Source organism: Actinacidiphila yeochonensis CN732 (assembly GCF_000745345.1).
Taxonomy (GTDB): domain Bacteria; phylum Actinomycetota; class Actinomycetes; order Streptomycetales; family Streptomycetaceae; genus Actinacidiphila; species Actinacidiphila yeochonensis.
In genome coordinates this window covers 353,266-377,076 of record NZ_JQNR01000003.1, presented here as the reverse complement: position 1 = coordinate 377,076, position 23,811 = coordinate 353,266, and the positions used below count along the sequence as shown (strand labels likewise).

The window sequence follows — 23,811 nt, the reverse complement described above, 5'->3', positions numbered from 1 at the left end:
GACAGGTCCCCGGGGGACGCGCTCAGTGCCTCGGCACCCGCCGGCCGTTGCTGGTGTCCACGACCGGCCGCGAACCCAACGGCTGCGCCAGTTCCACCTTCTGGGTGAGCGGGCGCACCAGCATCGGGCACATCGTGCCCTTCGGCTTCGGGGTCGCCACCACCGACACCCGCACCTGCCCGCTGTCCGCCGCCGCCGAGGCCTGGTAGGTGTCGCAGAGCCCGCCCTCGTAGTCGAGGGTCAGCGTGCGGCCGTCCGAGGTGTACGAGGAGATCTCCACCTGGCGGGTGCCCGTGCCGTTCGGCGGCTGGCCCGGAACGGCCGTCCGCTCGGGGCCGCCCGGGTCGGCGGAGGCCGGCGGAGAGGCCGGCGCGACCGGGCCGCCCGGGTCCACCGTGGCCGGCGGGCTCGACGGGCTCGGCGTCCCGCTCGCGCCCCCGCGACGTACGCCGGGTCGACGGCCGTCACCGGCTCCACCGACGTGGTCGCGGAGCCCGCCGGGGCGACCCGGAAGAGCCAGGACGGCACCAGCGCCGGCCGGCCCGCCACGTCCCGCGCGGCCAGCCCGAAGGACGCGCCGCGCACCTCCACCGGCTGCCCGCTGCCGCCGGACGCCGCCCCGCACGAATCGCCGCTGCCGGAGCCCGAGCCGGTGCCGGACGCCGGGACGGCCATGCAGTACATCGGGTGCGCCACCGGCTCGGAGCGCAGCCCGGCCACCGCCTTCGCGGCGCTCACCACCGGGTACTCGTCCCCCTTCACCAGTGGCGACAGCCGCCCGAAGCCCAGGGCCGGGCGGCCGTCGGAGCCCACCTCGACCGACGTCGTCCAGTCGTAGGTCGGCAGCCCGCCGATCCGCGGGTCGGCCGTCACCGTGCGGACCCCGCCCACCGCCCCGGAGGCGTCGATCCGGGCGTCGGACAGGCCGAGCCCCTTCAGGAGGGGTGCCGCCGCGGCCTCGGCCGCCGCCACGGACACCGGGGTGCCGGGGGACGCGTTCGTGCCCCCCGCGGCGCCCGGCCGGACCGGCGTGGCGGCCGCACCGGTGCTGCTGTACGTCCAGGTGCCCGGCGCGGCCTTGGCCACCAGCAGGGAGGGGCCGCCCTGGGAGCCGCCCACCCGCCAGGAGTCGTGGTCGGAGACCACCGGCCCGGCCACCTTCAGCAGCCCCGCCAGCCGGCTCACGTCGGAGGCGGTGACGTCGCCGCCCGTCCGGTAGACCGCCGCCCGTGCCGGCCCCGCCGGCAGCGTGCCGGTCACCCGGTAGCGAGCGCCGTCCGCGCCCGCCCGCCCGCCCGAACCGTCCAGGCGCAGCGGCGCGGGTGCGTCCCGCGTCGCCGCCGCGCCGCCGTCCCCGCCGCCGCCCGCGGCGGCGGCCCACCAGGCCCCGCCGGCGCCGACCGCCAGGACGGCCGCGGCGACGGCCACGACCGCCGTCCGTCGCCGGTGCGGCCGGGCCCAGCCGCGCTTCGCACCGCCACCCGCCGCCGGCTCCGGGCCCGCTCCCTGCTGCCCTTCGTGCTCCGTCGTCACCACGTGCTCCTTCGGCTCCACGATCTCGGGTCGCCGGTCTGACGCGGCGGCCCCGGGTCCGGTTCCCGCCTCCCCCCGCGCGCAAGGCCGTCGGGAGCAGGCTACGAAGGACCGCCCCGGATACGGGGAGCGACGCACCCGCCGTCCACGTCGGGTAGCGTGAACGGCGCCTTACACCACAGCGGAACCCCCGCCACGCCCCCCGGACACCCACATCTCCCAGGAGCCACCGCCGTGCGCATCGCCGTCACCGGGTCCATCGCGACCGACCACCTGATGTCCTTCCCGGGCCGGTTCGCCGACCAGTTCGTCGCGGACCAGCTGCACACGGTCTCGCTGTCGTTCCTCGTCGACAGCCTCGACGTCCGGCGCGGCGGGGTGGCCGCGAACATCTGCTTCGGCATGGGCCAGCTCGGTACCCGCCCGATCCTGGTGGGCGCGGCCGGCGACGACTTCGGCGAGTACCGGGCGTGGCTGGAGCGGCACGGCGTGGACACCGCCTCGGTGCGGATCTCCGAGGTGCTGCACACCGCCCGGTTCATCTGCACCACCGACGCCGACCACAACCAGATCGGCTCCTTCTACACCGGTGCGATGAGCGAGGCGCGGCTGATCGAGCTCCAGCACGTCGCCGAGCGGGTGGGCGGCCTGGACCTCGTCTCCATCGGCGCCGACGACCCCGAGGCGATGGTGCGGCACACCGAGGAGTGCCGCACCCGGGGCATCCCGTTCGCCGCCGACTTCTCCCAGCAGATCGCCCGGATGGAGGGCGAGGACATCCGCACCCTGGTCGACGGGGCCGCGTACCTCTTCAACAACGAGTACGAGGCCGGCCTGATCGAGGCGAAGACCGCCTGGACGGCCGACGAGATCCTCGACCGGGTCGGCGCCCGCGTCACCACGCTGGGCGCCAACGGCGTGCGCATCGACCGCAAGGGCGAGCCGTCCATCGTCGTCGGCTGCGCGGAGGAGGAGACCAAGGCCGACCCGACCGGCGTCGGCGACGCCTTCCGCGCCGGCTTCCTCTCCGGCCTGGCCTGGGGCGTCAGCCTGGAGCGCGCCGCGCAGGTCGGCTGCATGCTCGCCACCCTCGTCATCGAGACCCTCGGCACCCAGGAGTACGAGCTGCGCCGCGGCCACTTCATCGAGCGCTTCACCAAGGCGTACGGCGACGAGGCCGCGACCGAGGTCCGCGACCACCTGCCCGCCTGACCCACACGACGGCCGCCCCGGGACGCCCCCGCCCTCCCGGGCAGGGCCCCGGGGAGCACGACGGCGCCGCCGGCGGACCCGGCCCCGAGGGGCCGGTCCCCGTCAGCGGGCGGCCGGCGAAGGGCGGACGGCCGAGCGCCGCCCCGACCCGTCGCCACGGCCCCCCGAGCGCCGCGGGCTCACCGCAGGCGCCGCACCACGTACGCGCTGCCGCGGGAGGCCGGCCGCTCGCCCACGTACTCCTGCTCGCACATCCCGCACCACGCCGGGACGTCCAGCCGGGCCGCCGCGTCGTCGGACAGCACCGTGACCAGCCCGCCCACCGGCACCTCGCCGATCACCTTGGCCAGCTCGATGACCGGGATCGGGCAGCGCTTCCCGAGCGCGTCCACCACCAGCCCCGCGGCTTCCTCAGGCCCCTGCCGCCCCTCCGGCCCGTCCGCGGGCGCCGCCGCGCCCGAGCCGGCCGCCGCGGGCGGCCGCGGCTCCGAGGACGGCGCCCCAGCTGCGCCCGCACCCGCGCCACCACCCCCGGCAGCACGTCCAGGAACCGCTCCACCTCGGCCTCCGGGGTGCCCGGCGGCAGCGACACCCGGACGTTGCCCTCGGAGAGCACGCCCATCGCCCGCAGCACATGACTGGGCGTCAGCGTGTCGGAGGTGCAGGAGGAGCCGGACGACACGGAGAACCCCGCCTGGTCCAGCCCGGTCAGCAGCGCCTCGCCGTCCACGTACAGGCAGGAGAACGTCACCAGGTGCGGCAGCCGCAGCCGGCCGTGCCCGACCACCTCCGCGTCCGGCACCAGCTCCGGCACCCGGGCCCGGATGCGGTCGACCAGCGCCGCGAGCCGCCGCCCCTCCGCCTCGGCCCGCTCCCGTACCGCGCGCAGCGACACGGCCGCGGCCACCACCGCCGGCAGGTTCGGGAACCCCGGGGCCCGGCCCGACTCCCGTTCGTCCGGCGGCTCCTGCGCCGCGTACCGGGTGCCCTTGCGCACCGCCAGCAGCCCCACCCCCGGCGGACCGCCCCACTTGTGCGCGCTCGCCGCCAGCAGCGACCACGGCCCCTCCACCGGCCCCCAGGCCAGCGACTGCGCCGCGTCCACCAGCAGCGGCACCCCCGCGGCTCGGCACGCTGCGGCCACCTCGGCGACCGGCTGCACCGTCCCCACCTCGTGGTTGGCCGACTGGAGCGCGGCCAGGGCGGTGTCCGGGGTCAGCGCGGCGGCGAACTCCGCGGCGTCCACCCGCCCCTCCCGGTCGACGCCCACCAACTCCACCCGCCCCTGCGGCACCGCCTCGGCGGCGTGCAGCACCGCCGAGTGCTCCACCGCCGACAGCACCAGCCGGTGGCCGGCCCGGCGCCGCCCCGCCGCCGCCCCGGCCACCGCCGAATGGAGGGCGCGGGTCCCCGAAGGAGTGAAAGTCAACTCGTCCGGCCGGCAGCCCACCGCGTCCGCGGCGGCCTCCCGGGCGGCGTCCAGCAGCATCCGCGCGCGCCGCCCCTCGCGGTAGAGGCGGGCCGGGTCGGCCCACCCCTCGTCCAGCGCGGCGACCAGCGCCTCACGGGCCACCGGGTGCAGGGGAGCGGCCGAAGCCGCGTCGAAATAGGCCACGTCGGCACCGTACCCCGCGCCTCGGGCGGCCCCGCGCGGGCGGTGCGCGCCACCCCGGTACCGGGTGCGGGCGGCGTGTCAGAACGCCCCCGGAGCGCGTGATTCCACCCCTTCGGAGTGAGCCCCGGCGCGTTGGCCCCCCTCCCCGCGAGACGCGGAATAGCGTCCAGTAGGGTTTGTGCCGCATAAACATCCACACTTATTTGCCCGCGCCTGGGGCAGACCGACCAGACAGATACACGGCCGGAACACCCGGTGGCGCGGACGAGACTCTCGGGAAGGCGCTACGTGAGTCCCAACGGCTCCGACCTCCCCCACGGCCAGAAGGGCGTGGGAGGCACTCCCATGCCTCGGCGCCCGATGCGGCGATGGCTGCCGCGGGCGCTGGCCGCGGGCCTGGTCCTGGTAACCGCCACAGGTTGCTCGTACAAGGACTACCCCCGCCTCGGCATGCCCAGCCCGGCCACGGAACAGGCACCCCGCATCCTCTCCCTCTGGCAGGGTTCGTGGGCCGCCGCACTCGTGACCGGCATCCTTGTCTGGGGCCTGATCCTGTGGAGCGTGATCTTCCACCGGCGCAGCCGGACCAAGGTCGAGGTCCCTCCGCAGACGCGGTACAACATGCCCCTTGAGGCGCTGTACACGGTCGTTCCGATCGTCATCGTCGCGGTGCTCTTCTACTTCACCGCCCGTGACGAGTCCAAGCTGCTCGACACCTCCAAGAAGCCGCAGCACGTGGTCAACGTGGTCGGCTTCCAGTGGAGCTGGGGATTCAACTACGTCGAGAACGTGGACGGCGACTCCGCCACCGGTGCCACGGTGCCGAAGGAACTGTCGGAGATCCCGACCAACAAGCTGGACTTCACGCCGGGCGACGAGGGCGTCTACGACGTCGGCACCGCCGCCAGCAAGGACCCGGACACCGGCCTGCCCGGCCCGACCCTCTGGCTGCCCGAGGGTCAGTCGGTGCGCTTCGTGCTCACCTCCCGCGATGTCATCCACTCCTTCTGGATCGTGCCGTTCCTGATGAAGATGGACGTCATCCCGGGGCACACCAACGACTTCCAGGTCACCCCGAACAAGCTGGGCGACTTCAAGGGCAAGTGCGCTGAGCTGTGCGGTGTCGACCACTCGCGCATGCTCTTCAACGTCAAGGTGGTCACGCCGGCGCAGTACCAGCAGCACCTCAAGGACCTGGCGGCCAAGGGTCAGACCGGCTACCTGCCGGCGGGCATTGCCACCACGGGCAACGCGAAGAACTCGGAGCCCAAGACCACATGAGCATTCTCAACGAACCTCAGCCGGCGCCGGCTGACGACTCCTACGAGGACGAGATCCCGGCACGCACCAGGAAGCCGGGCTCGGTCGCGGTGTCGTGGCTCACCACCACGGACCACAAGACCATCGGCACGCTGTACCTGGTCACCTCGTTCGCCTTCTTCCTCATCGGCGGCGTCATGGCGCTGCTGATGCGCGCCGAGCTCGCCCGCCCCGGGAACCAGTTCCTGTCGAACGAGCAGTTCAACCAGGCGTTCACGATGCACGGCACCGTGATGCTCCTGATGTTCGCGACCCCGCTCTTCGCGGGCTTCACGAACTGGATCATGCCGCTGCAGATCGGCGCGCCCGACGTGGCGTTCCCGCGGCTGAACATGTTCGCCTACTGGCTCTACCTGTTCGGCTCGCTGATCGCCGTCGGCGGCTTCCTCACCCCGCAGGGCGCGGCGGACTTCGGCTGGTTCGCCTACTCCCCGCTGTCCAGCGCGGTGAACTCGCCGAGCGTCGGCGCCGACATGTGGATCATGGGTCTGGCGCTGTCCGGCTTCGGCACGATCCTCGGCGCGGTCAACTTCATCACCACGATCATCTGCATGCGCGCACCCGGCATGACGATGTTCCGGATGCCGATCTTCTGCTGGAACGTGCTGCTGACCGCCGTCCTGGTGCTGCTCGCCTTCCCGGTGCTGGCCGCCGCGCTGCTGTGCCTGGAGGCCGACCGGAAATTCGGGGCACACGTCTTCGACGCGGCCAACGGAGGGGCGCTGCTATGGCAGCACCTGTTCTGGTTCTTCGGCCATCCCGAGGTGTACATCATCGCGCTGCCGTTCTTCGGCATCATTTCCGAGGTCATCCCGGTCTTCTCGCGCAAGCCGATGTTCGGCTACGTCGGCCTGGTGGCCGCGACCATCTCCATCGCCGGCCTTTCGGTGACGGTGTGGGCGCACCACATGTACGTCACCGGCGGTGTGCTGCTGCCGTTCTTCTCCTTCATGACCTTCCTGATCGCGGTACCGACCGGTGTGAAGTTCTTCAACTGGATCGGCACCATGTGGAAGGGAAGTCTGAGTTTCGAGACCCCGATGCTGTGGGCGATCGGATTCCTGATCACCTTCACCTTCGGCGGTCTGACCGGTGTCATCCTCGCCGCGCCGCCGCTGGACTTCCACGTCTCCGACTCCTACTTCGTGGTGGCCCACTTCCACTACGTGGTGTTCGGCACCGTGGTGTTCGCGATGTTCGCGGGATTCCACTTCTGGTGGCCGAAGATGACCGGCAAGATGCTCGACGAGCGGCTCGGGAAGATCACCTTCTGGACGCTGTTCATCGGCTTCCACGGCACCTTCCTGGTCCAGCACTGGCTCGGCGTCGAGGGCATGCCCCGCCGCTACGCCGACTACCTGGCGGCCGACGGCTTCACCACGCTGAACACGGTGTCGACGATCAGCTCCTTCCTGCTCGGCCTGTCGATCCTGCCGTTCCTCTACAACGTGTGGAAGACGGCCAAGTACGGCAAGAAGGTCGAGGTCGACGACCCGTGGGGCTACGGCCGCTCGCTGGAGTGGGCGACCTCCTGCCCGCCGCCGCGGCACAACTTCCTCACGCTGCCGCGTATCCGCTCTGAATCCCCGGCCTTCGACCTGCACCACCCGGAGATCGCGGCGATCGACGCGCTGGCCGCCGCTGGTGCCACCACCGCGCCGATCACCGGTGCCGACGATGTGGAGGGCCGGTCGTGAAGGTCCAGGGCAAGATGTTCATCGGACTCGCCGTCTTCATCCTGGTGATGGCGATCGTCTACGGCCTGTGGTCCCATGAGGCGGCCGGTACCACGGCGCTCTTCCTGGCCTTCGCCCTGTGCACCATGATCGGCTTCTACCTCGCGTTCACCGCGCGGCGGGCCGACACCGGCGCCCAGGACCGGGAGGACGCCGACATCGCCGACGACGCCGGCGAGCTGGGCTTCTTCAGCCCGCACAGCTGGCAGCCGCTCTCCCTGGCGATCGGTGGCAGCCTCGCGTTCCTCGGCATCATCTTCGGCTGGTGGCTGATGTTCTTCGCGCTGCCGGTGATCCTGTTCGGCGTGTACGGCTGGGTCTTCGAGTACTACCGAGGCGAGGACCGTACGCAGTGATCCGGCGCCGCGGCGCCCCCGGCAGGGGGCCCGTGGCCGGTCGGAGAGCGACCCCGGGCGGGCCCGGACACCTTCCAACGGTGTCCGGGCCCGCCCTTTCGGCTGCCCGGCGGCGCCGCCCGGCAGCCCTCTGCCAGTGGCCCGACAGCTGCCGGCCGGCCGCTCGCGGACCCCTTGCCAGTGGCCCAACGCCCGCCCCGCGGCCTCGCCAGCCGGCCGCCAGCCGGCCGCTCGTCAGCCGCCGGCCGGCGGCCCGCCGCCCGCCCGGCCGAGGCCGCGACGGGCTCACCGTTTTGCAGGCGTCCACCGCGCGGGAAGGCGGTGCCGTTCTTAGCGTGAACGCATGAACCACCTCTGCGAACGCTCCCGCCCCCTGCGCCTCATACGCCTGCGCCACGTACTGATCGCCGCCCCCCTGGCGGCGAGCCTCGCTGCCTGCGGCGGCAACGGCAACCCGCTGGCCGACAAGCCGCACACCGCCTCCGCGAAGGTCACCTTCACCGCCGTCAGCGGCGGGAAGGCGGACCCGGCCAAGCCGTTGACGGTCTCCGTCAAGGACGGCTCCCAGATCACCGACGTCACCGCGACCGACGCCACCGGCCGGTACGTCAGCGGCCAGCTCAGCGCCGACGGCAAGAGCTGGCGCTCCACCAGCCCGCTCGCGGCAGGCGCCCATTACACCGTCCGGGTGAGCACCGAGGACAACGGCGGCCACCCCGGCCGCAAGACCCTCAGCTTCGACACCACCGGCGCCTCCGCCGGCTTCCACGTCACCTTCGGCCCCGACGCCGGCACCTACGGCGTCGGAGAGCCCATCGTCGCGACGCTGAGCGCCCCCGTGAAGGACCAGGCCAGCCGGGCCGTCGTGGAGTCCCACCTCCAGGTCGGCAGCGCCCCGCAGGCCGACGCCGGCTCCTGGTACTGGGTCGACGACCGCACCCTGCACTACCGGCCCAAGACCTACTGGCCGGCGCACGCCGCCATCACCGCCCGCAGCACCCTCAGCGGGGTGCGGGTCGGCAAGAACCTCTACGGCGGCGTGGACAAGCCGCTGACCATCCACACCGGCGACCGCGTCGAGGCGCTCACCGACGCCTCCACCGACCAGATGACGTTCAAGGACGACGGCAAGGTGGTGCGCACCATCCCCGTCACCACCGGGAAGCCGGGCTTCGACACCCGCAACGGCATCAAGGTGGTGCTGGACAAGGAGTCGTTCGTCCAGATGAAGAGCTCCACCGTCGGCATCGCCGCGGGCAGCTCCGACTCCTACGACCTGCCCGTCTACTGGGCCACCCGGGTGACATGGAGCGGTGAATACGTGCACGCCGCGCCGTGGTCGGTCGGCTCCCAGGGCTACGCCAACGTCAGCCACGGCTGCACCGGCATGAGCACCGACGACGCGCACTGGTTCTTCGACCACGTGCAGCTCGGCGACGTCGTCCAGGTCGTCAACAGCCAGGGCCCGATGATGACCCCGTTCGACAACGGCTTCGGCGACTGGAACCTCAGCTGGGCCGACTGGCAGAAGGGCAGCGCGCTGCACGGCGGCGGCTCCTCGGGCAGCACCTCCGGCGGCGGCTCGGGCAGCACCTCGGGCGGCTCCTCGCAGGACCAGACCACCCCGGTCGACAGCGACCCCGGCGACTCCGCGCGCCTCAGCCCCCAGACGGCGTAACCACCGAAGCGGCCTGTGGCGCGACGGCCGCACGGGGTCACGGGTGCGGCGCAGGGCGGACGACCCCCACGCGGACGTACCGCGAAGACGAACGGACGCACCCGTACGGGTGACAACGGGCGCCCACGCAGGCAGCGTGGGCGCCCGGACGGGGGAGTACGTCAGCGGTGGGCGACGGCCCCGGACTCGGGGGCCACACGGCGGCGCAGGAGGATCGCCAGGGTGTCGCTGAGGGCCACCGGGTCGACGGGGTGGGTGACCGCGGCGTCCGCCCGGCTCCACGTGGCCAGCCAGGAGTCCTGCGGGCGCCCGATCAGGACCAGCACCGGCGGGCAGTTGAAGACCTCGTCCTTCACCTGGCGGCACACCCCCATACCGCCGGCCGGAGTGGCCTCGCCGTCCAGCACCAGGGCGTCCACGCCGCCCTCGGCCAGCTCGCTGAGGACCGCCGGGAGCGTCGCGCACTCCAGATACCGCACGGGCGGCAGGTCCGAGGCGGGCCGGGTGCCGACCGCGAGCCGGACCTGCTCCCGGGTGTTCGCGTCGTCGCTGTAGACCAGCACGGTGGCGTGAGCCTGCATCGTCGGACCTCCTCGTGAACGGTTTCACACGTGGTCGGAGCCTACTCCCGCAGGTGCCCTCCGGAGGAGGTGTCGCCCGATCGGGGGACGGTCAACTAGGCCGTGCGGGTCGCCGGGAGGGCTTGACACACCGAAGGGGGACCCCCGGAGTGAGCGCCGGATAAGCGACCGACATAATGTCGGACGTGGCGACAGCAACAGCAGTAGAAACCGGGCACGCGCACCCGTCGGTCAACCGGCCGAACCTCACCAGCGTCGGAACCATCATCTGGCTGAGTTCCGAGCTGATGTTCTTCGCGGCCCTCTTCGCGATGTACTTCACCCTGCGGTCGGTCACGGGTGCCGACTTCTGGAAAGCGCACGCCGACGCGCTGAACGTCCCCTTCTCCGGGACGAACACCGCGATCCTGGTGGCCTCCTCCTTCACCTGCCAGATGGGTGTGTTCGCCGCCGAGCGCGGTGACGTGAAGAAGCTGCGCTCCTGGTTCATCGTGACCTTCATTATGGGCGCGATCTTCATCGGCGGTCAGATCTTCGAGTACACCAACCTGGTCAAGCACGACGGGATCTCCCTCAGCTCCTCGCCGTACGGCTCCGTGTTCTACCTGACCACCGGGTTCCACGGTCTGCACGTGACGGGCGGTCTGATCGCCTTCCTGCTGGTCCTGGGCCGGACGTACGCGGCCAAGCGGTTCACCCACCAACAGGCCACCGCTGCCATCGTCGTGTCCTACTACTGGCACTTCGTCGATGTCGTCTGGATCGGCCTCTTCGCCACGATCTACCTGATCAAGTAGTGGCACCAGCCGTCGGCCCCGTACCGGGCGTCCGACAGACGACCAGCCAGAAGCATCGACACAAGAGATCCTGACACCGGGGTAATCCGTGAAAAAGCTCTCCGCACGACGGCGCCACCCGCTGGCGGCGCTCGTCGTCCTACTCTTCGCGCTCGCGGCCACCGGGGGGCTGTACGCCGCGCTCGCGCCGGCGCCCAAGGCGCAGGCTGACGACTCGTCGCAGTCCCTTGCCATCGAGCAGGGCAAGAAGCTGTACTCGGTCGGCTGCGCCAGCTGCCACGGCATGTCCGGGCAGGGCAGCTCCGACGGCCCGACCCTGGTGGGTGTGGGCTCGGCCGCAGTGGACTTCCAGGTCGGCACCGGGCGTATGCCCGCGCAGCAGCCCGGCGCGCAGGTCATCAAGAAGAAGAACATCTACAGCCAGGCGGAGATCGACCAGCTCGCCGCGTACATCGCGTCCCTGGGCCCCGGTCCCGTGGCCCCCACCAAGGACCAGTACAGCCCGGCGGACGCCGACGTCGCCCACGGTGGCGAGCTGTTCCGCACCAACTGCTCCCAGTGCCACAACTTCGTCGGCAAGGGCGGCGCCCTCACCAACGGCAAGTTCGCCCCGAGCCTGAAGGGCGTGTCGGCCAAGCACATCTACGAGGCCATGCAGACCGGCCCGCAGAACATGCCGTCCTTCCCCGACACCACGATGCCGTCGAAGGACAAGGCCGCGATCATCGCCTACCTGAACGCCGTGGACACGGCCAAGAGCGCCAACCCGGGCGGTTTCACGCTCGGCTCGCTCGGCCCCGTCTCCGAGGGTCTGTTCGCGTGGGTGTTCGGCCTCGGCATCCTCATCGCGGTCGCCGCCTGGGTCGCGGCCCGGACGTCTAAGGCCAAGAAGTCATGAGCGAAACCGGATCCCACAACGACGTGCCAGAGAACCTGCCGGAGCACGGCTCCGTACACGGCAGCGCGCCGGCCAAGGCCGACCCGTTCGCCAACCCCGGCCTGCCGCCCCACGAGCACCGGCGCCAGGACATCGACGAGAAGGCCGCGAAGCACTCCGAGCGAGTCGTCGCGGGCCTCTTCACGCTGTCCATGCTGGGCACGCTGGGCTTCATCGCCTCCTTCGTGATCTTCCCGGTCGACAAGCTCATCTACGTCTTCCCGATCGGCCACGTCAGCGCGCTGAACTTCTCGCTCGGCCTGACCCTGGCGGTGGCGCTCTTCTGCATCGGCGCCGGCGCCGTGCACTGGGCCCGCACGCTGATGGCCGACGAGGAGGTCGCGGACGACCGGCACCGGGTCGACGCCGACGACGAGCTGCGCGAGAACGTCCGCCAGCAGTGGATCACCGGCGCCAAGGAGAGCGGCTTCGGCCGCCGCAAGCTGATCCGCAACACCATGTTCGGCGCGCTCGGCATGGTGCCGCTGGCCGGCGTGGTCATCCTGCGCGACCTCGGTCCGCTGCCGGAGAAGAAGCTCGACCACACCGCGTGGGCCAAGGGCAAGGAGCTCATCAACTCCAACACGAACCAGCCGCTGCGTCCCGAGGACGTCGCGGTCGGCTCGCTGACCTTCGCCCAGCCCGCGGGGCTGAACGAGGACGACGACGACTTCCAGACGCAGATCGCCAAGGCCGCGCTGATGATCGTCCGGCTCAAGCCGGAGGACATCAAGGACAAGCAGGAGCGCGACTGGGGCCACCAGGGCATCGTCGCCTTCTCCAAGATCTGCACCCACGTCGGCTGCCCGATCAGCCTGTACGAGCAGCAGACGCACCACGTGCTGTGCCCCTGCCACCAGTCGACGTTCGACCTGTCCGACGGAGCCCGGGTGCTGTTCGGCCCGGCGGGCCACCCGCTGCCGCAGCTCCGGATCAGCGTCAACGACCAGGGCAACCTCATCGCCCTGGGTGACTTCTCCGAGCCCGTCGGCCCGGCATTCTGGGAGCGCTCATGAGCACCACGACCGAAGAGGCACCCGCGCGCCGCGGGCGCCCGACCCACCCGGGCGAACGCGTTGCCGAGTGGACCGACGGCCGGCTCGGCCTGTACAAGCTGGCCAAGTCGAACCTGCGGAAGATCTTCCCGGACCACTGGTCCTTCATGCTGGGCGAGATCTGCCTCTACAGCTTCGTCATCCTCATCCTCACGGGTGTGTACCTGACGCTGTTCTTCCACCCGAGCATGAACGAGGTCGTCTACCACGGCTCGTACACCCCGCTCCAGGGCGTGCGGATGTCCGAGGCGTACTCCTCGACGCTGAACATCAGCTTCCAGGTGCGCGGCGGCCTGCTGGTCCGGCAGATCCACCACTGGTCGGCGCTGATCTTCATCGCCGCGATGATCGTGCACATGATGCGCGTCTTCTTCACCGGCGCGTTCCGCCGCCCGCGCGAGCTGAACTGGCTGTTCGGCTGGACGCTGCTCTTCCTGGGCATGTTCACCGGCTTCACCGGCTACTCGCTCCCGGACGACCTGCTGTCCGGCACGGGTGTGCGCTTCATGGAGGGCGCCGTCCTGTCGGTGCCGATCGTGGGCACGTACCTGTCGATGTTCCTGTTCGGCGGCGAGTTCCCGGGCCACGACTTCGTGGGCCGCTTCTACTCGGTGCACATCCTGCTGCTGCCCGGCCTGATGGCCGGTCTGCTGGTCGCGCACCTGATCCTGGTGTTCTTCCACAAGCACACCCAGTTCCCGGGTGCGGGCAAGACCGAGGAGAACGTCGTCGGCACCCCGCTGCTGCCGATCTACATGGCGAAGGCGGGCGGCTTCTTCTTCCTGGTCTTCGGCGTGATCGCCGCGGTCGCCGCGGTGGCCACGATCAACCCGATCTGGGAGATGGGCCCCTACCGGCCGGACCAGGTGTCCACCGGAGCGCAGCCCGACTGGTACATGGGCTTCTCCGAGGGCCTGATCCGGTTCATGCCCGGCTGGGAGATCAGGGCCTGGGGCCACACGCTGGTGCTCGGCGTGTTCATCCCGCTGATGATCTTCCCGCTGGTGATGATCTCGATCGCGGCGTACCCGTTCATCGAGTCCTGGATCACCGGTGACCACCGCGAGCACCACCTGCTGGACCGCCCGCGCAACCGCCCGGTCCGCACCGGTCTCGGTGTCGCCTGGCTGACCTGGTACTTCGTGCTGCTGATCGGTGGCGGCAACGACATCCTGGCCACGCACTTCCATCTGTCGATCAACGCGATCACCTGGTTCGTCCGCATCGCGTTCTTCGTCGCGCCGGTCATCACCTTCTGGATCACCAAGCGGATCTGCCTGGGCCTCCAGCGGCGCGACCGGGAGAAGGTGCTGCACGGCCGCGAGACCGGCATCATCAAGCGGCTCCCGCACGGCGAGTTCATCGAGGTGCACGAGCCCCTGTCGCAGCAGCAGCTGCACGTGCTCACCGCCCACGACCAGCCGAAGCCGATCGAACTCGGCCCGGAGGTCGACGAGAACGGCGTCGAGCGCAAGATCAGCCCGATCGCCAAGATCCAGTCGCGGATGTCGCAGAACTGGTACGGCGAGCACAGCCAGATCCCGAAGCCGACCGTCGAGGAGTACGAGGAGATCACCAGCGGCCACGGCCACCACTGATCCCTCCGCTCCCCGCGAGCGGCACACCGCAGGACAGCAGTAGCTGCAAGGGTCGCCACACCCCTTCCGGGCGGCCCGGGACCGCGTCAGCGCGGCTCCCGGGCCGCCCGTGGCGTTTTCCCGGGCCGGGCACGGGCCTGTCCCCTCCCGGGGCGGGTGCCGGGGAGCGGGGCCGCCCGAGGAGCGGAACCGGTGGGGAGGGCCGGGCCGCTCTCGATAGAGTGATCCTGTAAGCGGCGAACCCGTCCAGGAGCGTGAGCGATGAGCGTTGAGTACCCCGCAGGAGGCGAACCCGCGGTCACTCGCTCGTGGCCCGACATCCTCAGCGCCCTGATCGCCGGCCAGGACCTCGACACCGCCGACACCGCCTGGGCGATGGACTCGATCATGCGCGGCGAGTCCACCAACGCGCAGATCGCCGGCTTCGCGGTGGGCCTGCGCGCCAAGGGCGAGACCGTCGAGGAGATCGCCGGGCTGGTCCAGGCGATGTACGAGCACGCCACCACCATCGAGGTGCCCGGCCCCACGCTGGACATCGTCGGCACCGGCGGCGACCGCTCCGGCTCGGTGAACATCTCCACCATGTCCGCGATAGTGGTGGCCGGCACGGGCGCGAAGGTGGTCAAGCACGGCAGCCGCGCCGCCTCGTCCAAGAGCGGTGCCTCCGACGTGCTCGGCGCCCTCGGGCTCAACCTCGACCTGCCCCCCGCACGGGTGGCGGAGGTCGCCGAGGAAGCGGGCATCACCTTCTGCTACGCCGTCAGGTTCCATCCCTCGCTGCGCCACGTCGCCAGCGCGCGGAGCGAGTTGGGGGTGGCCACGCCGTTCAACTTCCTCGGCCCGCTGACCAACCCGGCGCGGGTCAAGACCCAGGCCACCGGCGTGGCCGACGCGCGGATGGCGCCGATCCTGGCCGGGGTGCTGGCCGAACGCGGCTCCTCCGCGCTGGTCTTCCGCGGCGACGACGGCCTCGACGAACTCACCACGACCGCCACCTCGCAGGTGTGGGTGGTGCGCGACGGCAAGGTCGACCACCACTCGTTCGACCCGCGCGACATCGGGATCACCCTGGTGCCGGTCGAGGCGCTGCGCGGCGGTGACGCGGCTCACAACGCCGACGTGGTCCGTCGCCTGCTGGCCGGCGAGCAGGGGCCGGTACGGGACGCGGTGCTGCTCAACTCCGCCGCCGCGCTCACCGCGTTGGAGCCCGCCGGGCAGGGCGGGCTGGAGGAGCGGATCGCGGCGAACCTGCCGCGCGCGGCGGAGTCCATCGACTCCGGTGCCGCCGAGTCGGTGCTGCGGCGCTGGGTGGCGGCCACCAACGCCTGACGCCGGGACGGCGGTTCACCGGCCGGCTCCGCGGCGCCCGCACGGGCGGCCCGCGGGGCCGGCCGTAGGCGTTCCCCGCCGGTTCCCCGCGCGCTTCCCGCCCGCTTCCCGTGCCGTGCCCCGGCCCGCTCCGAAGGCCCTCCTATACGGCTCTTCCCAGGTCCAGACGGGCCCCGGGGCTGCTGCCGGTCGGGCCGTTGGACGGGTCGTCGGGCGGGCGGGTGCGAAAGGTGCCCGGGGGGAGGGGCTTGCGTCGTGGCGGACGTGTGGCAGAATCTGATCCAGGTCACGAGTGACAGCGCAAAGGCCCCGGCTCGCTGTCCGGCAACCCTCCGTCCGAGGCGGGGTGCCCCGGGTGATGACCAGGCTGTGACGCAGCAAGGCTCACAGCAAGCCGGACCTGGGGAGTTCTTCATGAGCAAGCGAATGCGTTAGGGCCGTCGGGCCCAGGGACCGCTTCGCCCCCTTCGCGGCAGGCGGTCGTCACCCTCGCAGTTCCGCCACACCCTTCTTCGCACCCGCACTCGCCTGCGCGGCAACGCCGCCGTGCCATCGCCGAGTGGTGCTTCAGCCTGCCTTCCTACGGGAGTCCGCCGTGACCGTGACCGCCGCTGCCGCCACCGACCGTCCCACCTGTAGCCCGCTGCCCGTCCTGGGCCGCGACGTCCGCGTCCCGCTGGTCACCGGCGGCGAGGTGGAGTACGGCGCCCTGGACTACGCGGCCAGCGCGCCCGCCCTCCAGCGGGTCTGGGACGACGTCGCCGCGTACGCGCCGTACTACGGCAGCGTGCACCGGGGCGCCGGCTACCTGTCGCAGCTGTCCACGGACCTGTTCGAGCAGAGCCGGGAGACCGTCGCCGCCTTCCTCGGCTGCCGCCCCGGCGACGAGGTGCTCTTCACCCGCTCCACCACCGACTCGCTGAACCTGCTGGCCGCCGCGCTGCCGGCCGGAACCCAGGTCTTCGTCTTCGAGACCGAGCACCACGCCTCCCTGCTCCCCTGGAGCCGCGCCCGCGAGGTCCAGGTGCGCTACCTGCCCGCGCCGGACGGGGCCGAGCAGGCGGTGGCCGCGCTGGACGCCGCGCTGGCCGCCGCCGCCGACGGGCCGAAGCTGGTGTGCGTCACCGGCGCGTCCAACGTCACCGGCGAGATCTGGCCGATCCGCGAACTGGCCGCCGCCGCGCACCGGAACGGCGCCCGGATCGTCCTGGACGCCGCGCAGCTGGCCCCGCACCACCCGGTGGACGTGGCCGAGCTCGACGTGGACTGGGTCGCCTTCTCCGGCCACAAGCTCTACGCGCCGTTCGGGGCCGGGGTGCTCGCCGGCCGGGCCGACTGGCTGGACGCCGCCGAGCCCTACCTGGCCGGGGGCGGCGCCACCCGCAGCGTCATCCACACCGGTGACGCCGTGGACGTCGAGTGGAACTCCGGTACGGCCCGGCACGAGGCGGGCTCCCCGAACGTGATCGGCGCCTACGCCATCGCCTCGGCCTGCCGGGCGCTGACCGAGGCGGGCTTCGAGGCGCTGGCCGCGCGCGAGCAGGAGCTGCTGGGCCGGCTGCGCGAGGGCCTGGCGGCGATCCCCGGGGTGCGGGTGCTCTCGCTCTTCGGCCCGGACGCCCCGCGCGTCGGCGTGCTCTCCTTCGTGGTCCGCGACTGGAACTCCTCGCGCCTTGCCGCGGCGCTGTCGGCCGAGTACGGGATCGGCGTCCGCGACGGGCTGTTCTGCGCCCACCCGCTGGTGCGCACCCTGCTGGGCGGCGAGCCGGACGAGCCGGCCGAGTGCGGCGTGCCCGACGACGTGCCGGGCGGCCGCCCGCTGAACGCGGTGCGGGTCAGCTTCGGCGCGGGCACGCCGGACGAGCACATCGACCGGTTCGTCAACGCGCTGGCCACGCTGGTCCGCGACGGCGCCGCCTGGGACTACACCACCGAGAACGGCCGCTGCGTCCCCGCCCGCGCCTGACCGGCCGGGCGGACCGGCGGCCACTGGTCGGGACCGCCAGAGGTCCCGGCCGGCGGGCCCGCGGCGGATGGCGGACCGGTCGGATCGGCGGATCGGTCGGACCAGCGGATCAGCGGATCGGTCGGACCAGCGGATCAGCGGATCGGTCGGATCAGCGGATCGGGCGGGTCCGCGCCGGGCCGGCGGGCCGCCGGGTCGGCTGCCGGGAGCGGCGGTGGGTCAGGAGTCCAGGCCGATGGCGAAGGCGGACTCCAGGTCGTGCTGGGAGTAGGTCCGGAAGGCCACGTGGGTGTCGGTGCCCATGACGCCGGGGATCTTCGAGATGCGGCCGGGGATGACGTCCGCGAGGTCGTCGTGGCGGGCCACCCGCACCAGGGCCACCAGGTCGTAGCCTCCGGTCACCGAGTAGACCTCGCTGACGTGCTCCAGGGCGGCGATGGCTTCCGCGATCTCGGGGATACGGTCCACGGACGTCTTGATGAGCACGATCGCGGTGATCACGGCTGGGCATCTCCTTGGCTGGGCCTGACGACGACGCTCACCTTACGCCGTGGCCGGTAGCAGACCCACGCACACAGGAAGCCGAACGCGAAACCGACCACGTGCGCCAGGTAGGCCACTCCGGGGCCGCTCCGGGCGGTCTGCGCGGCCAGCCACTGGAGCACGAACCAGAAGCCGAGCACGACCCAGGCCGGGAAGCGCAGCGGTACGAAGAAGAGGAACGGGAAGACGCTCGTCACCCGGGCCCGCGGGTAGAGGTAGAGGTACGCGCCCAGCGCCCCGGAGATCGCCCCCGACGCCCCGACCAGGCTCTGCGTGTCCTCGGGGTGCGCGAACGCGAAGCCGTAGGCGGCCAGGTATCCGGCCGCGAGGTAGAAGAGCGCGAACCTGGTCCGGCCCATGCGGTTCTCCACGTTGTCCCCGAAGACGTACAGGAACAGCATGTTGCCCACCAGGTGCAGCCAGCCGCCGTGCAGGAACATCGAGGTCAGCACGGACAGGAACGGCACCTTCGCGAAGGGCCCGGGGACACCGCAGCCCGCCGGCAGGGCCAGTCGGGAGACGGGCAGCCGGCCGTGGAAGAGCTCGGCCGGGATCACCCCCCACCGGTCGAAGTACAGCGCCTGCCGGCAGTGCAGCGCCTGCCCGGCGCCGTAGAAGCCGGCGAAGCCGGAGACCGGACCCAGCAGGAACACCACCGCGCACAGCCCGATGAGCGTGTACGTGACGACCGGCGTGCGGCGGACCGGGTTCGTGTCGTACACCGGGATGACCATGGACCGATCATGACGGAACCGGACCAACCGGCACGGGTCGCCTCGCCGCAGCGCGCGGCGCCGCCCAGGCCGTAGGGTGACCCGGACAGCGCCCGGCGGCGGGTCGAACTGGTGGACCGCGGTGGCACGGACGTGTCCGGTGGTTCCCCGCGCGGACGGCCCGGACGGCGGCCCGGAGCGGGGACAATGGAAACAGGAGGCGGCGGCCGGAGGGATCGGAGGGGCCGGGAGCCGAGGGACCCGACAGGAGTGACTGGTGGACGGTAACGGCGGCCGACCGCGGCCCGAGCAGAACGGGCCGGACGGACCGGAGGTCGGCGTGCCCGCGGAGCCGGTCACGAGCGCGGACGCCGCGCGACCTGGCAGTCCCGCACCCGCCGACGCGGACGGTCCCGGCCTGCCCGGGGACGACGCGGCGGCAGCGGCCGGACCCCCCGGCGACCCCGAGGGCGCCGGACCCCCCGAGCACGCGGACGGCGGGTCCGAGGTCGAAGCCGAAGCCGAGGCCGGGAACGAGGCAGGCGCGGACCCGGATGCGGATGCCGCCGATGCCGATGCCGACGCCGGCTCCGACACTGACGACGACTCCGACTCCGACTCCGACTCCGACGCTGACGACGGCGACACCGGTGCCGAGCCCGCCCTGGAGGGGCCGCTGCCGGAGGGGGTGCGGCACCGCGTGGTCACGGTGGCGGCCGACGCCTTCGGCGGCTTCACCTTCGCCGAACTGCCGGTGACGCTGCGCCCCTACGCGCGCTTCACCCCCACCCGCCGCGCCCGGTACGCCGCGACCGCGCTCGCCGCCGCCCTGGAGTCCGATCCGGCCTTCCGGCAGCGGGTCGCCGTCCGGCTGCGCGAGGCCCAGCCCGACCTCACCGGCGCCCTGGACGCGGGCACCCCGCCGCCGGCCGCCGATCCGCTGGACGTGGCCGCCGCCGCCTATCTGCTGCGCCCGCCCGGCTGGGCCAAGCTGGTGGCCACTGCCGGGGAGGAGGCCCAACGCGTCGGCGCGGAGCGGGCGGACGAGGAGGCCGCCCGCCAACTCGTCCGGCTGCGCGAGGAGGTGGCCGCCCTCCACGAGCACGCCCGCACCAGCGCCGCCCGGGCCCGGACCGAGCTGGACGCCGCGCGCAAGGAGACGGACGCGGTCCACCGCAAGCTGCGGGCCGCGCACAGCGACGTCCGCCGCGCCGAGGCCGCCCAGCGCAAGCTCCAGGCCGAACTGGACGAGGCGCGGGGCGCCGCAGAGCGGGAGCGGGCCGCCGCCGACAGCGAGCTGCGCCGGCTGCGCGCCCGGCTGGGCGCTGCCGAGGCCGCGGTGGAGGCGGGCCGCCGGGCGGCGCGCGAGGGCCGCAGCGTCGAGGACGTACGGCTGCGGCTGCTGCTGGACACGGTGCTGGACGCGGCCGCCGGCCTGCGCCGCGAACTCGCCCTGCCGCCCCGGGACACCCTGGGCGTGCGCCCGGCCGACACCGTCGACGCCGTGGCGCCGGGCCAGTTCAGCCCCAAGGACATCGCCACCCGCGCGCTGTCCGACACCGACCCGGCGCTGCTCGACCAGCTCCTCGCGCTGCCGCAGGCGCACCTGGTGGTCGACGGCTACAACGTCACCAAGACCGGCTACCCGGCGCTGCCGCTGGAGAAGCAGCGGCTGCGGCTGCTGGGAGGCCTGGCCGCGCTCGCCGCGCAGAGCGGTGCGGAGGTCACGTGCGTCTTCGACGGGGCGGACCTGGACCGGCCGGTGCTGCTCGCGCCGCCGCGCGGGGTGCGGGTGCTGTTCTCCAAGGGCGGTGAGACCGCGGACGAGCTGATCCGCCGCCTGGTGCGGGCCGAACCGCCCGGCCGCCAGGTCGTGGTGGTCTCCGCCGACCGCGAGGTGGCCGACGGCGTCGCGAAGGCGGGGGCGCGGCCGGTGGCCTCGCTGATGCTGCTGAAGCGGCTCAGCCGGGTCTGATCTCCGGCGGGGGCTCCTGGGGCTGATGTGACGTGCTGTGAACATGCCCGCGGAATCCGGCCGTTCCCCCGGGGCGGCCCCGGCCGTGCGCCGGTGCGGGCCGCCGCGCCCGCGCACACCGGGTTTCGCCTGCGGAAACGTACGGTCGTCGGCGTGCCACGACGGGTACGGACCTTGGTAAAGCCCCGTAAAGAATGTGCGAAGCGGTCGATATTTTGCCTACAAGGATTTGAACTGATCACAGTCTGGTCACTAAGGTCGGGGCTCGTACCTCCGCGCAGTCGATCATCCAGCCCGGATGGCGCTCGGGGGCCGCCCGCCAGCTGAACCGGTAGGCGGCTGAAGGAAGAAGGAGACCGCCTTCGTGGCGTCCCACCGTCGTCCCAAGCCGGCAAGCCGCACGCGTGTCACCGTGCTCACCGCGACCGCCGCAGCAGCGGTCGCCCTGTCATCGCAGGCCGCGCAGGCCGCTCCCGCCAAGGAGTCCATCAAGGACGCCAAGGCGAAGGTCGACGCCCTGTACTCGCAGGCCGAGGTGGCCACGGAGCAGTACGACGCGGCCAACGAGAAGCTGGGCACCCTGCAGAAGGAGGCGTCCAACCTCCAGGACCAGGTGGCGCGGCAGCAGGAGAAGCTGAACAGCCTTCGGGACGGCATCGGCGTCATCGCCGCCTCCCAGTACCGCAGCGGCGGTATCGACCCGTCGCTCCAGCTGTTCCTCTCCTCGAATCCGGACAGCTACCTCGACCAGGCGACGTCGCTGGACCAGATCTCCTCGCTCCAGGCCGGCGCCCTCACCCAGCTCCAGGACGCCAAGCGGACGCTGGACCAGGAGCGGGCCGAGGCCACCGCCAAGCTCGCCGAGGTGCAGACCACCCACACCGAGCTGACCAAGAAGAAGAACGAGACCAAGCAGAAGCTGGCGAAGGCGCAGACCGTCCTCAACGGCCTCACCGAGGCCCAGCGCGAGCAGATGGCAGAGGACAACGCGGCCGCCGCCAACCGCGCCAGCAGCCAGGTGGACCTCGGCAACGCCAAGGCGTCCTCCGCCACCGCGGAGGCCGCGTACAAGGCCGCGGTGGGCAAGCTGGACCATCCGTACGGCTACGGCGACGAAGGGCCCACGTACTACGACTGCTCCGGTCTGATGCAGTACGCGTACGCCCAGGCCGGCGTATCCATACCGCGGACCTCCGAGGAGCAGGCGAACGCCGGCACCCGCATCTACAGTGCCTCGCAGCTTGAGGTGGGCGACCTGGTGATCTTCTACGGCGACTACCACCACGTGGGCATGTACGCGGGCCACGGCCAGGTCATCCACGCGCCGAGGACGGGCGAGAACGTGAAGTACGAGGCGATGAGCGACATGCCGTTCCAGTTCGGCGTCCGCATCGGCTGATTATCGGCTGGCCCCGGCGCGGAGCCCGCAGTCGGCTCCGCCCGCACACCTCCACCCCGCACCGCCACGGCCGACGCCGTGGCGGTGCTGTCGTTTCGGCGCCCTTCGCGCGCGTCCGGGCGGGCTTTCCGGGGTCTCGCGGGTGGGCTTCGGCGGCCTTCCGGGGCCTTCGGGGGCTTCCGGGGCGTGCGCCCGGCGTGGCCGGGCCGGGCGGTCGCGCGCCGTCGGGGGCCGCGAGGTCCCGCCGATGGCAGCGGCGCGCCCGGCGGCGTACGGCGGACGAGTGATGAACACCCAGCCGAGGCGGCCGCCGCCGGGCGCGTGACCTGCGGCGCCGGGGAAGGGGTCACCCCTGCTCCGCTCCGGATCTTTGAACTGCCCGCCACGGCGCGGTTACTGTCTGCTGTCGTGGCTTCCCATCGACGCATCCCCCGGCGCGGTCCGGCCGGCACCGGCACCCGGGCCGCCGTGCTGTCCGCCGCCGCCGCGGCGGCGGCGCTCTCGGCCGCGGCGCCGCTGGCCGTGGCGGCCGACGGAGGGCCGGAGCACGGCCCCCGGGGTGCCGCCTCCCGGCTGGACCGGCTCTACCAGGAGGCCGAGCAGGCCACCCAGGGCTTCGACGCCACGCGGGAGCGGGCCGGCGTGCTCCGCGACGAGCTGGCCGACCTCCAGGACCAGGCCGCCCGTGACCAGCAGCGCGTCAACGACCTGCGCGACCGGCTCGGCCTGCTGGCCGCCGCCCAGTACCGCGCCGGCGCCCTCGACCCCACGCTGGCGCTGCTGCTGTCGCCCCGGCCCGAGCAGTACCTCGACCAGAGCGCCGTGCTGGACCGGATCGGCGCCGACGAGTCCGCCCGGCTCACCCCGCTGCGCGAGGCCGAGCGGGCCCTGGCGCAGCAGCGCGCCCAGGCGTCCGGCAAGCTCGCCGAGCTGCGCGCCACCACGGCGACGCTCCAGCGGCGCAAGCAGGCCGTGCAGAGCGCCCTGTCCGCCGCGCGGGCGCTGCTGCGCGGTATGACGCCGGGCCAGCGCGACGCCTTCGGGGGCGGCTTCGGGGACCGGGCCTCCCGCGACGCGGGCCTGTTCCCGCTCGGCGACCTGCCCGCCTCCTCGGCGCGGGCGGCGCTGGCCGTCGCCGCCGCCCGCTCGGCCCTCGGTTCGCCGTACCTGTGGGGCGCCACCGGCCCGCGCGCCTTCGACTGCTCCGGCCTCATGCAGTGGTCCTACGCGCGGGCCGGCGTCGCGCTGCCGCGTACCTCGCAGGAGCAGATGAACGCCGGCCGGCGGGTGCCGCTGAACGAGATCCGCCCCGGTGACCTGGTCGTCTACCGGTCGGACGCGAGCCACGTGGGCATGTACGTCGGCGGCGGCCGGGTCATCCACGCCCCCTACCCGGGTGCAAGGGTGCGCTTCGACCCGGTCGGGATGATGCCGATCGCGGCGGTCACCCGGCCGTAGCGCGGGTCCG

At 72.6% G+C, this 23,811-nt stretch carries 19 protein-coding genes, 1 pseudogene and 1 riboswitch; of the genes and pseudogenes, 14 read left to right on the top strand and 6 right to left on the bottom strand.

Annotation, left to right across the window (positions count from 1 at the left end; all coding sequences use genetic code 11):
• Positions 1–22: 22 nt before the first annotated feature.
• On the bottom strand, positions 23–280 hold the full coding sequence (locus BS72_RS31965; protein WP_051950596.1) for a hypothetical protein: 258 nt from the start codon (positions 278–280) through the stop codon (positions 23–25).
• Positions 241–1,533 carry a hypothetical protein gene (locus BS72_RS03250; protein WP_051950594.1) on the bottom strand — a complete coding sequence of 431 codons (1,293 nt, stop codon included), beginning with the start codon at positions 1,531–1,533 and terminating at the stop codon, positions 241–243. Before BS72_RS03250 ends, BS72_RS31965 begins: the two co-directional genes overlap by 40 nt.
• 234 nt (positions 1,534–1,767) lie before the next feature.
• Between BS72_RS03250 and BS72_RS03245 the strand changes: the two genes are divergently transcribed.
• Entirely contained in the window at positions 1,768–2,745 is a 978-nt protein-coding gene (locus BS72_RS03245) for a carbohydrate kinase family protein (protein ID WP_037906213.1), read from the top strand.
• 179 nt (positions 2,746–2,924) lie between these two features.
• Here BS72_RS03245 and BS72_RS03235 read toward each other — a convergent pair.
• Positions 2,925–4,360 (bottom strand): annotated as a pseudogene (locus BS72_RS03235) (aminotransferase class V-fold PLP-dependent enzyme).
• A gap of 288 nt (positions 4,361–4,648) precedes the next feature.
• On the opposite strand from BS72_RS03235, the gene ctaC reads away from it, so the two are divergent.
• The 4 genes from ctaC to BS72_RS03215 all read left to right on the top strand — a co-directional run bounded on the left by ctaC (position 4,649) and on the right by BS72_RS03215 (position 9,450).
• Complete coding sequence (gene ctaC, locus BS72_RS03230) at positions 4,649–5,641, top strand: aa3-type cytochrome oxidase subunit II (RefSeq protein ID WP_198545742.1); 993 nt, start codon at positions 4,649–4,651, stop codon at positions 5,639–5,641.
• A complete protein-coding gene (gene ctaD / locus BS72_RS03225; RefSeq protein WP_037906206.1) occupies positions 5,638–7,377 on the top strand; it encodes an aa3-type cytochrome oxidase subunit I in 1,740 nt (579 codons plus the stop codon). Before ctaC ends, ctaD begins: the two co-directional genes overlap by 4 nt.
• Positions 7,374–7,772: a cytochrome c oxidase subunit 4 gene (locus tag BS72_RS03220; RefSeq protein ID WP_037906203.1), complete on the top strand. Its 399-nt coding sequence runs from the start codon at positions 7,374–7,376 to the stop codon at positions 7,770–7,772. Before ctaD ends, BS72_RS03220 begins: the two co-directional genes overlap by 4 nt.
• Positions 7,773–8,115: 343 nt before the next feature.
• On the top strand, positions 8,116–9,450 hold the full coding sequence (locus BS72_RS03215; RefSeq protein WP_051950592.1) for a L,D-transpeptidase: 1,335 nt from the start codon (positions 8,116–8,118) through the stop codon (positions 9,448–9,450).
• Positions 9,451–9,611: 161 nt separating this feature from the next.
• On the opposite strand, the gene BS72_RS03210 is transcribed toward BS72_RS03215, so the two are convergent.
• Positions 9,612–10,031: a response regulator transcription factor gene (locus BS72_RS03210; RefSeq protein ID WP_037906200.1), complete on the bottom strand. Its 420-nt coding sequence runs from the start codon at positions 10,029–10,031 to the stop codon at positions 9,612–9,614.
• Positions 10,032–10,207: 176 nt separating this feature from the next.
• Between BS72_RS03210 and ctaE the strand changes: the two genes are divergently transcribed.
• The 6 genes from ctaE (at position 10,208) to BS72_RS03180 (ending at position 17,713) form a co-directional block, all read left to right on the top strand.
• On the top strand, positions 10,208–10,828 hold the full coding sequence (gene ctaE / locus BS72_RS03205) for an aa3-type cytochrome oxidase subunit III (RefSeq protein ID WP_037906197.1): 621 nt from the start codon (positions 10,208–10,210) through the stop codon (positions 10,826–10,828).
• Positions 10,829–10,916: 88 nt separating this feature from the next.
• Positions 10,917–11,726, top strand: coding sequence for a cytochrome bc1 complex diheme cytochrome c subunit (gene qcrC, locus BS72_RS03200; protein WP_037906195.1), 810 nt, complete (start codon positions 10,917–10,919; stop codon positions 11,724–11,726).
• Entirely contained in the window at positions 11,723–12,781 is a 1,059-nt protein-coding gene (qcrA, locus tag BS72_RS03195; protein ID WP_037906194.1) for a cytochrome bc1 complex Rieske iron-sulfur subunit, read from the top strand. The genes qcrC and qcrA overlap by 4 nt, the downstream gene beginning before the upstream one ends.
• The gene (qcrB, locus tag BS72_RS03190) at positions 12,778–14,418 is read left to right on the top strand and encodes a cytochrome bc1 complex cytochrome b subunit (RefSeq protein WP_037906192.1); all 1,641 of its coding nucleotides are present in this window, start codon (positions 12,778–12,780) and stop codon (positions 14,416–14,418) included. The genes qcrA and qcrB overlap by 4 nt, the downstream gene beginning before the upstream one ends.
• Positions 14,419–14,679: 261 nt before the next feature.
• On the top strand, positions 14,680–15,747 hold the full coding sequence (trpD, locus tag BS72_RS03185; protein WP_037906189.1) for an anthranilate phosphoribosyltransferase: 1,068 nt from the start codon (positions 14,680–14,682) through the stop codon (positions 15,745–15,747).
• A gap of 284 nt (positions 15,748–16,031) precedes the next feature.
• Positions 16,032–16,149: riboswitch (SAM riboswitch) on the top strand.
• 193 nt (positions 16,150–16,342) lie between these two features.
• On the top strand, positions 16,343–17,713 hold the full coding sequence (locus BS72_RS03180; RefSeq protein WP_037906186.1) for an aminotransferase class V-fold PLP-dependent enzyme: 1,371 nt from the start codon (positions 16,343–16,345) through the stop codon (positions 17,711–17,713).
• A 219-nt stretch (positions 17,714–17,932) separates the two neighbouring features.
• Here BS72_RS03180 and BS72_RS03175 read toward each other — a convergent pair whose 3' ends face one another.
• Both BS72_RS03175 and BS72_RS03170 read right to left on the bottom strand, forming a co-directional pair.
• A complete protein-coding gene (locus BS72_RS03175; RefSeq protein ID WP_037906182.1) occupies positions 17,933–18,214 on the bottom strand; it encodes an Lrp/AsnC ligand binding domain-containing protein in 282 nt (93 codons plus the stop codon).
• Positions 18,211–18,990 (bottom strand): rhomboid family intramembrane serine protease, encoded by a 780-nt coding sequence (locus BS72_RS03170; RefSeq protein WP_037906179.1) that lies wholly within the window; start codon positions 18,988–18,990, stop codon positions 18,211–18,213. The genes BS72_RS03175 and BS72_RS03170 overlap by 4 nt, the downstream gene beginning before the upstream one ends.
• Positions 18,991–19,633: 643 nt before the next feature.
• Here BS72_RS03170 and BS72_RS03165 point away from each other — a divergent pair.
• From BS72_RS03165 to BS72_RS03155, 3 genes are all read left to right on the top strand, one after another.
• Complete coding sequence (locus tag BS72_RS03165; protein ID WP_037907439.1) at positions 19,634–20,944, top strand: NYN domain-containing protein; 1,311 nt, start codon at positions 19,634–19,636, stop codon at positions 20,942–20,944.
• 364 nt (positions 20,945–21,308) lie between these two features.
• Positions 21,309–22,343, top strand: a complete 1,035-nt coding sequence (locus BS72_RS03160) for a C40 family peptidase (RefSeq protein WP_037906176.1) — start codon at positions 21,309–21,311, stop codon at positions 22,341–22,343.
• A 408-nt stretch (positions 22,344–22,751) separates the two neighbouring features.
• Positions 22,752–23,801 (top strand): C40 family peptidase, encoded by a 1,050-nt coding sequence (locus tag BS72_RS03155; RefSeq protein ID WP_037906174.1) that lies wholly within the window; start codon positions 22,752–22,754, stop codon positions 23,799–23,801.
• The last annotated feature ends 10 nt before the right edge of the window (positions 23,802–23,811 follow it).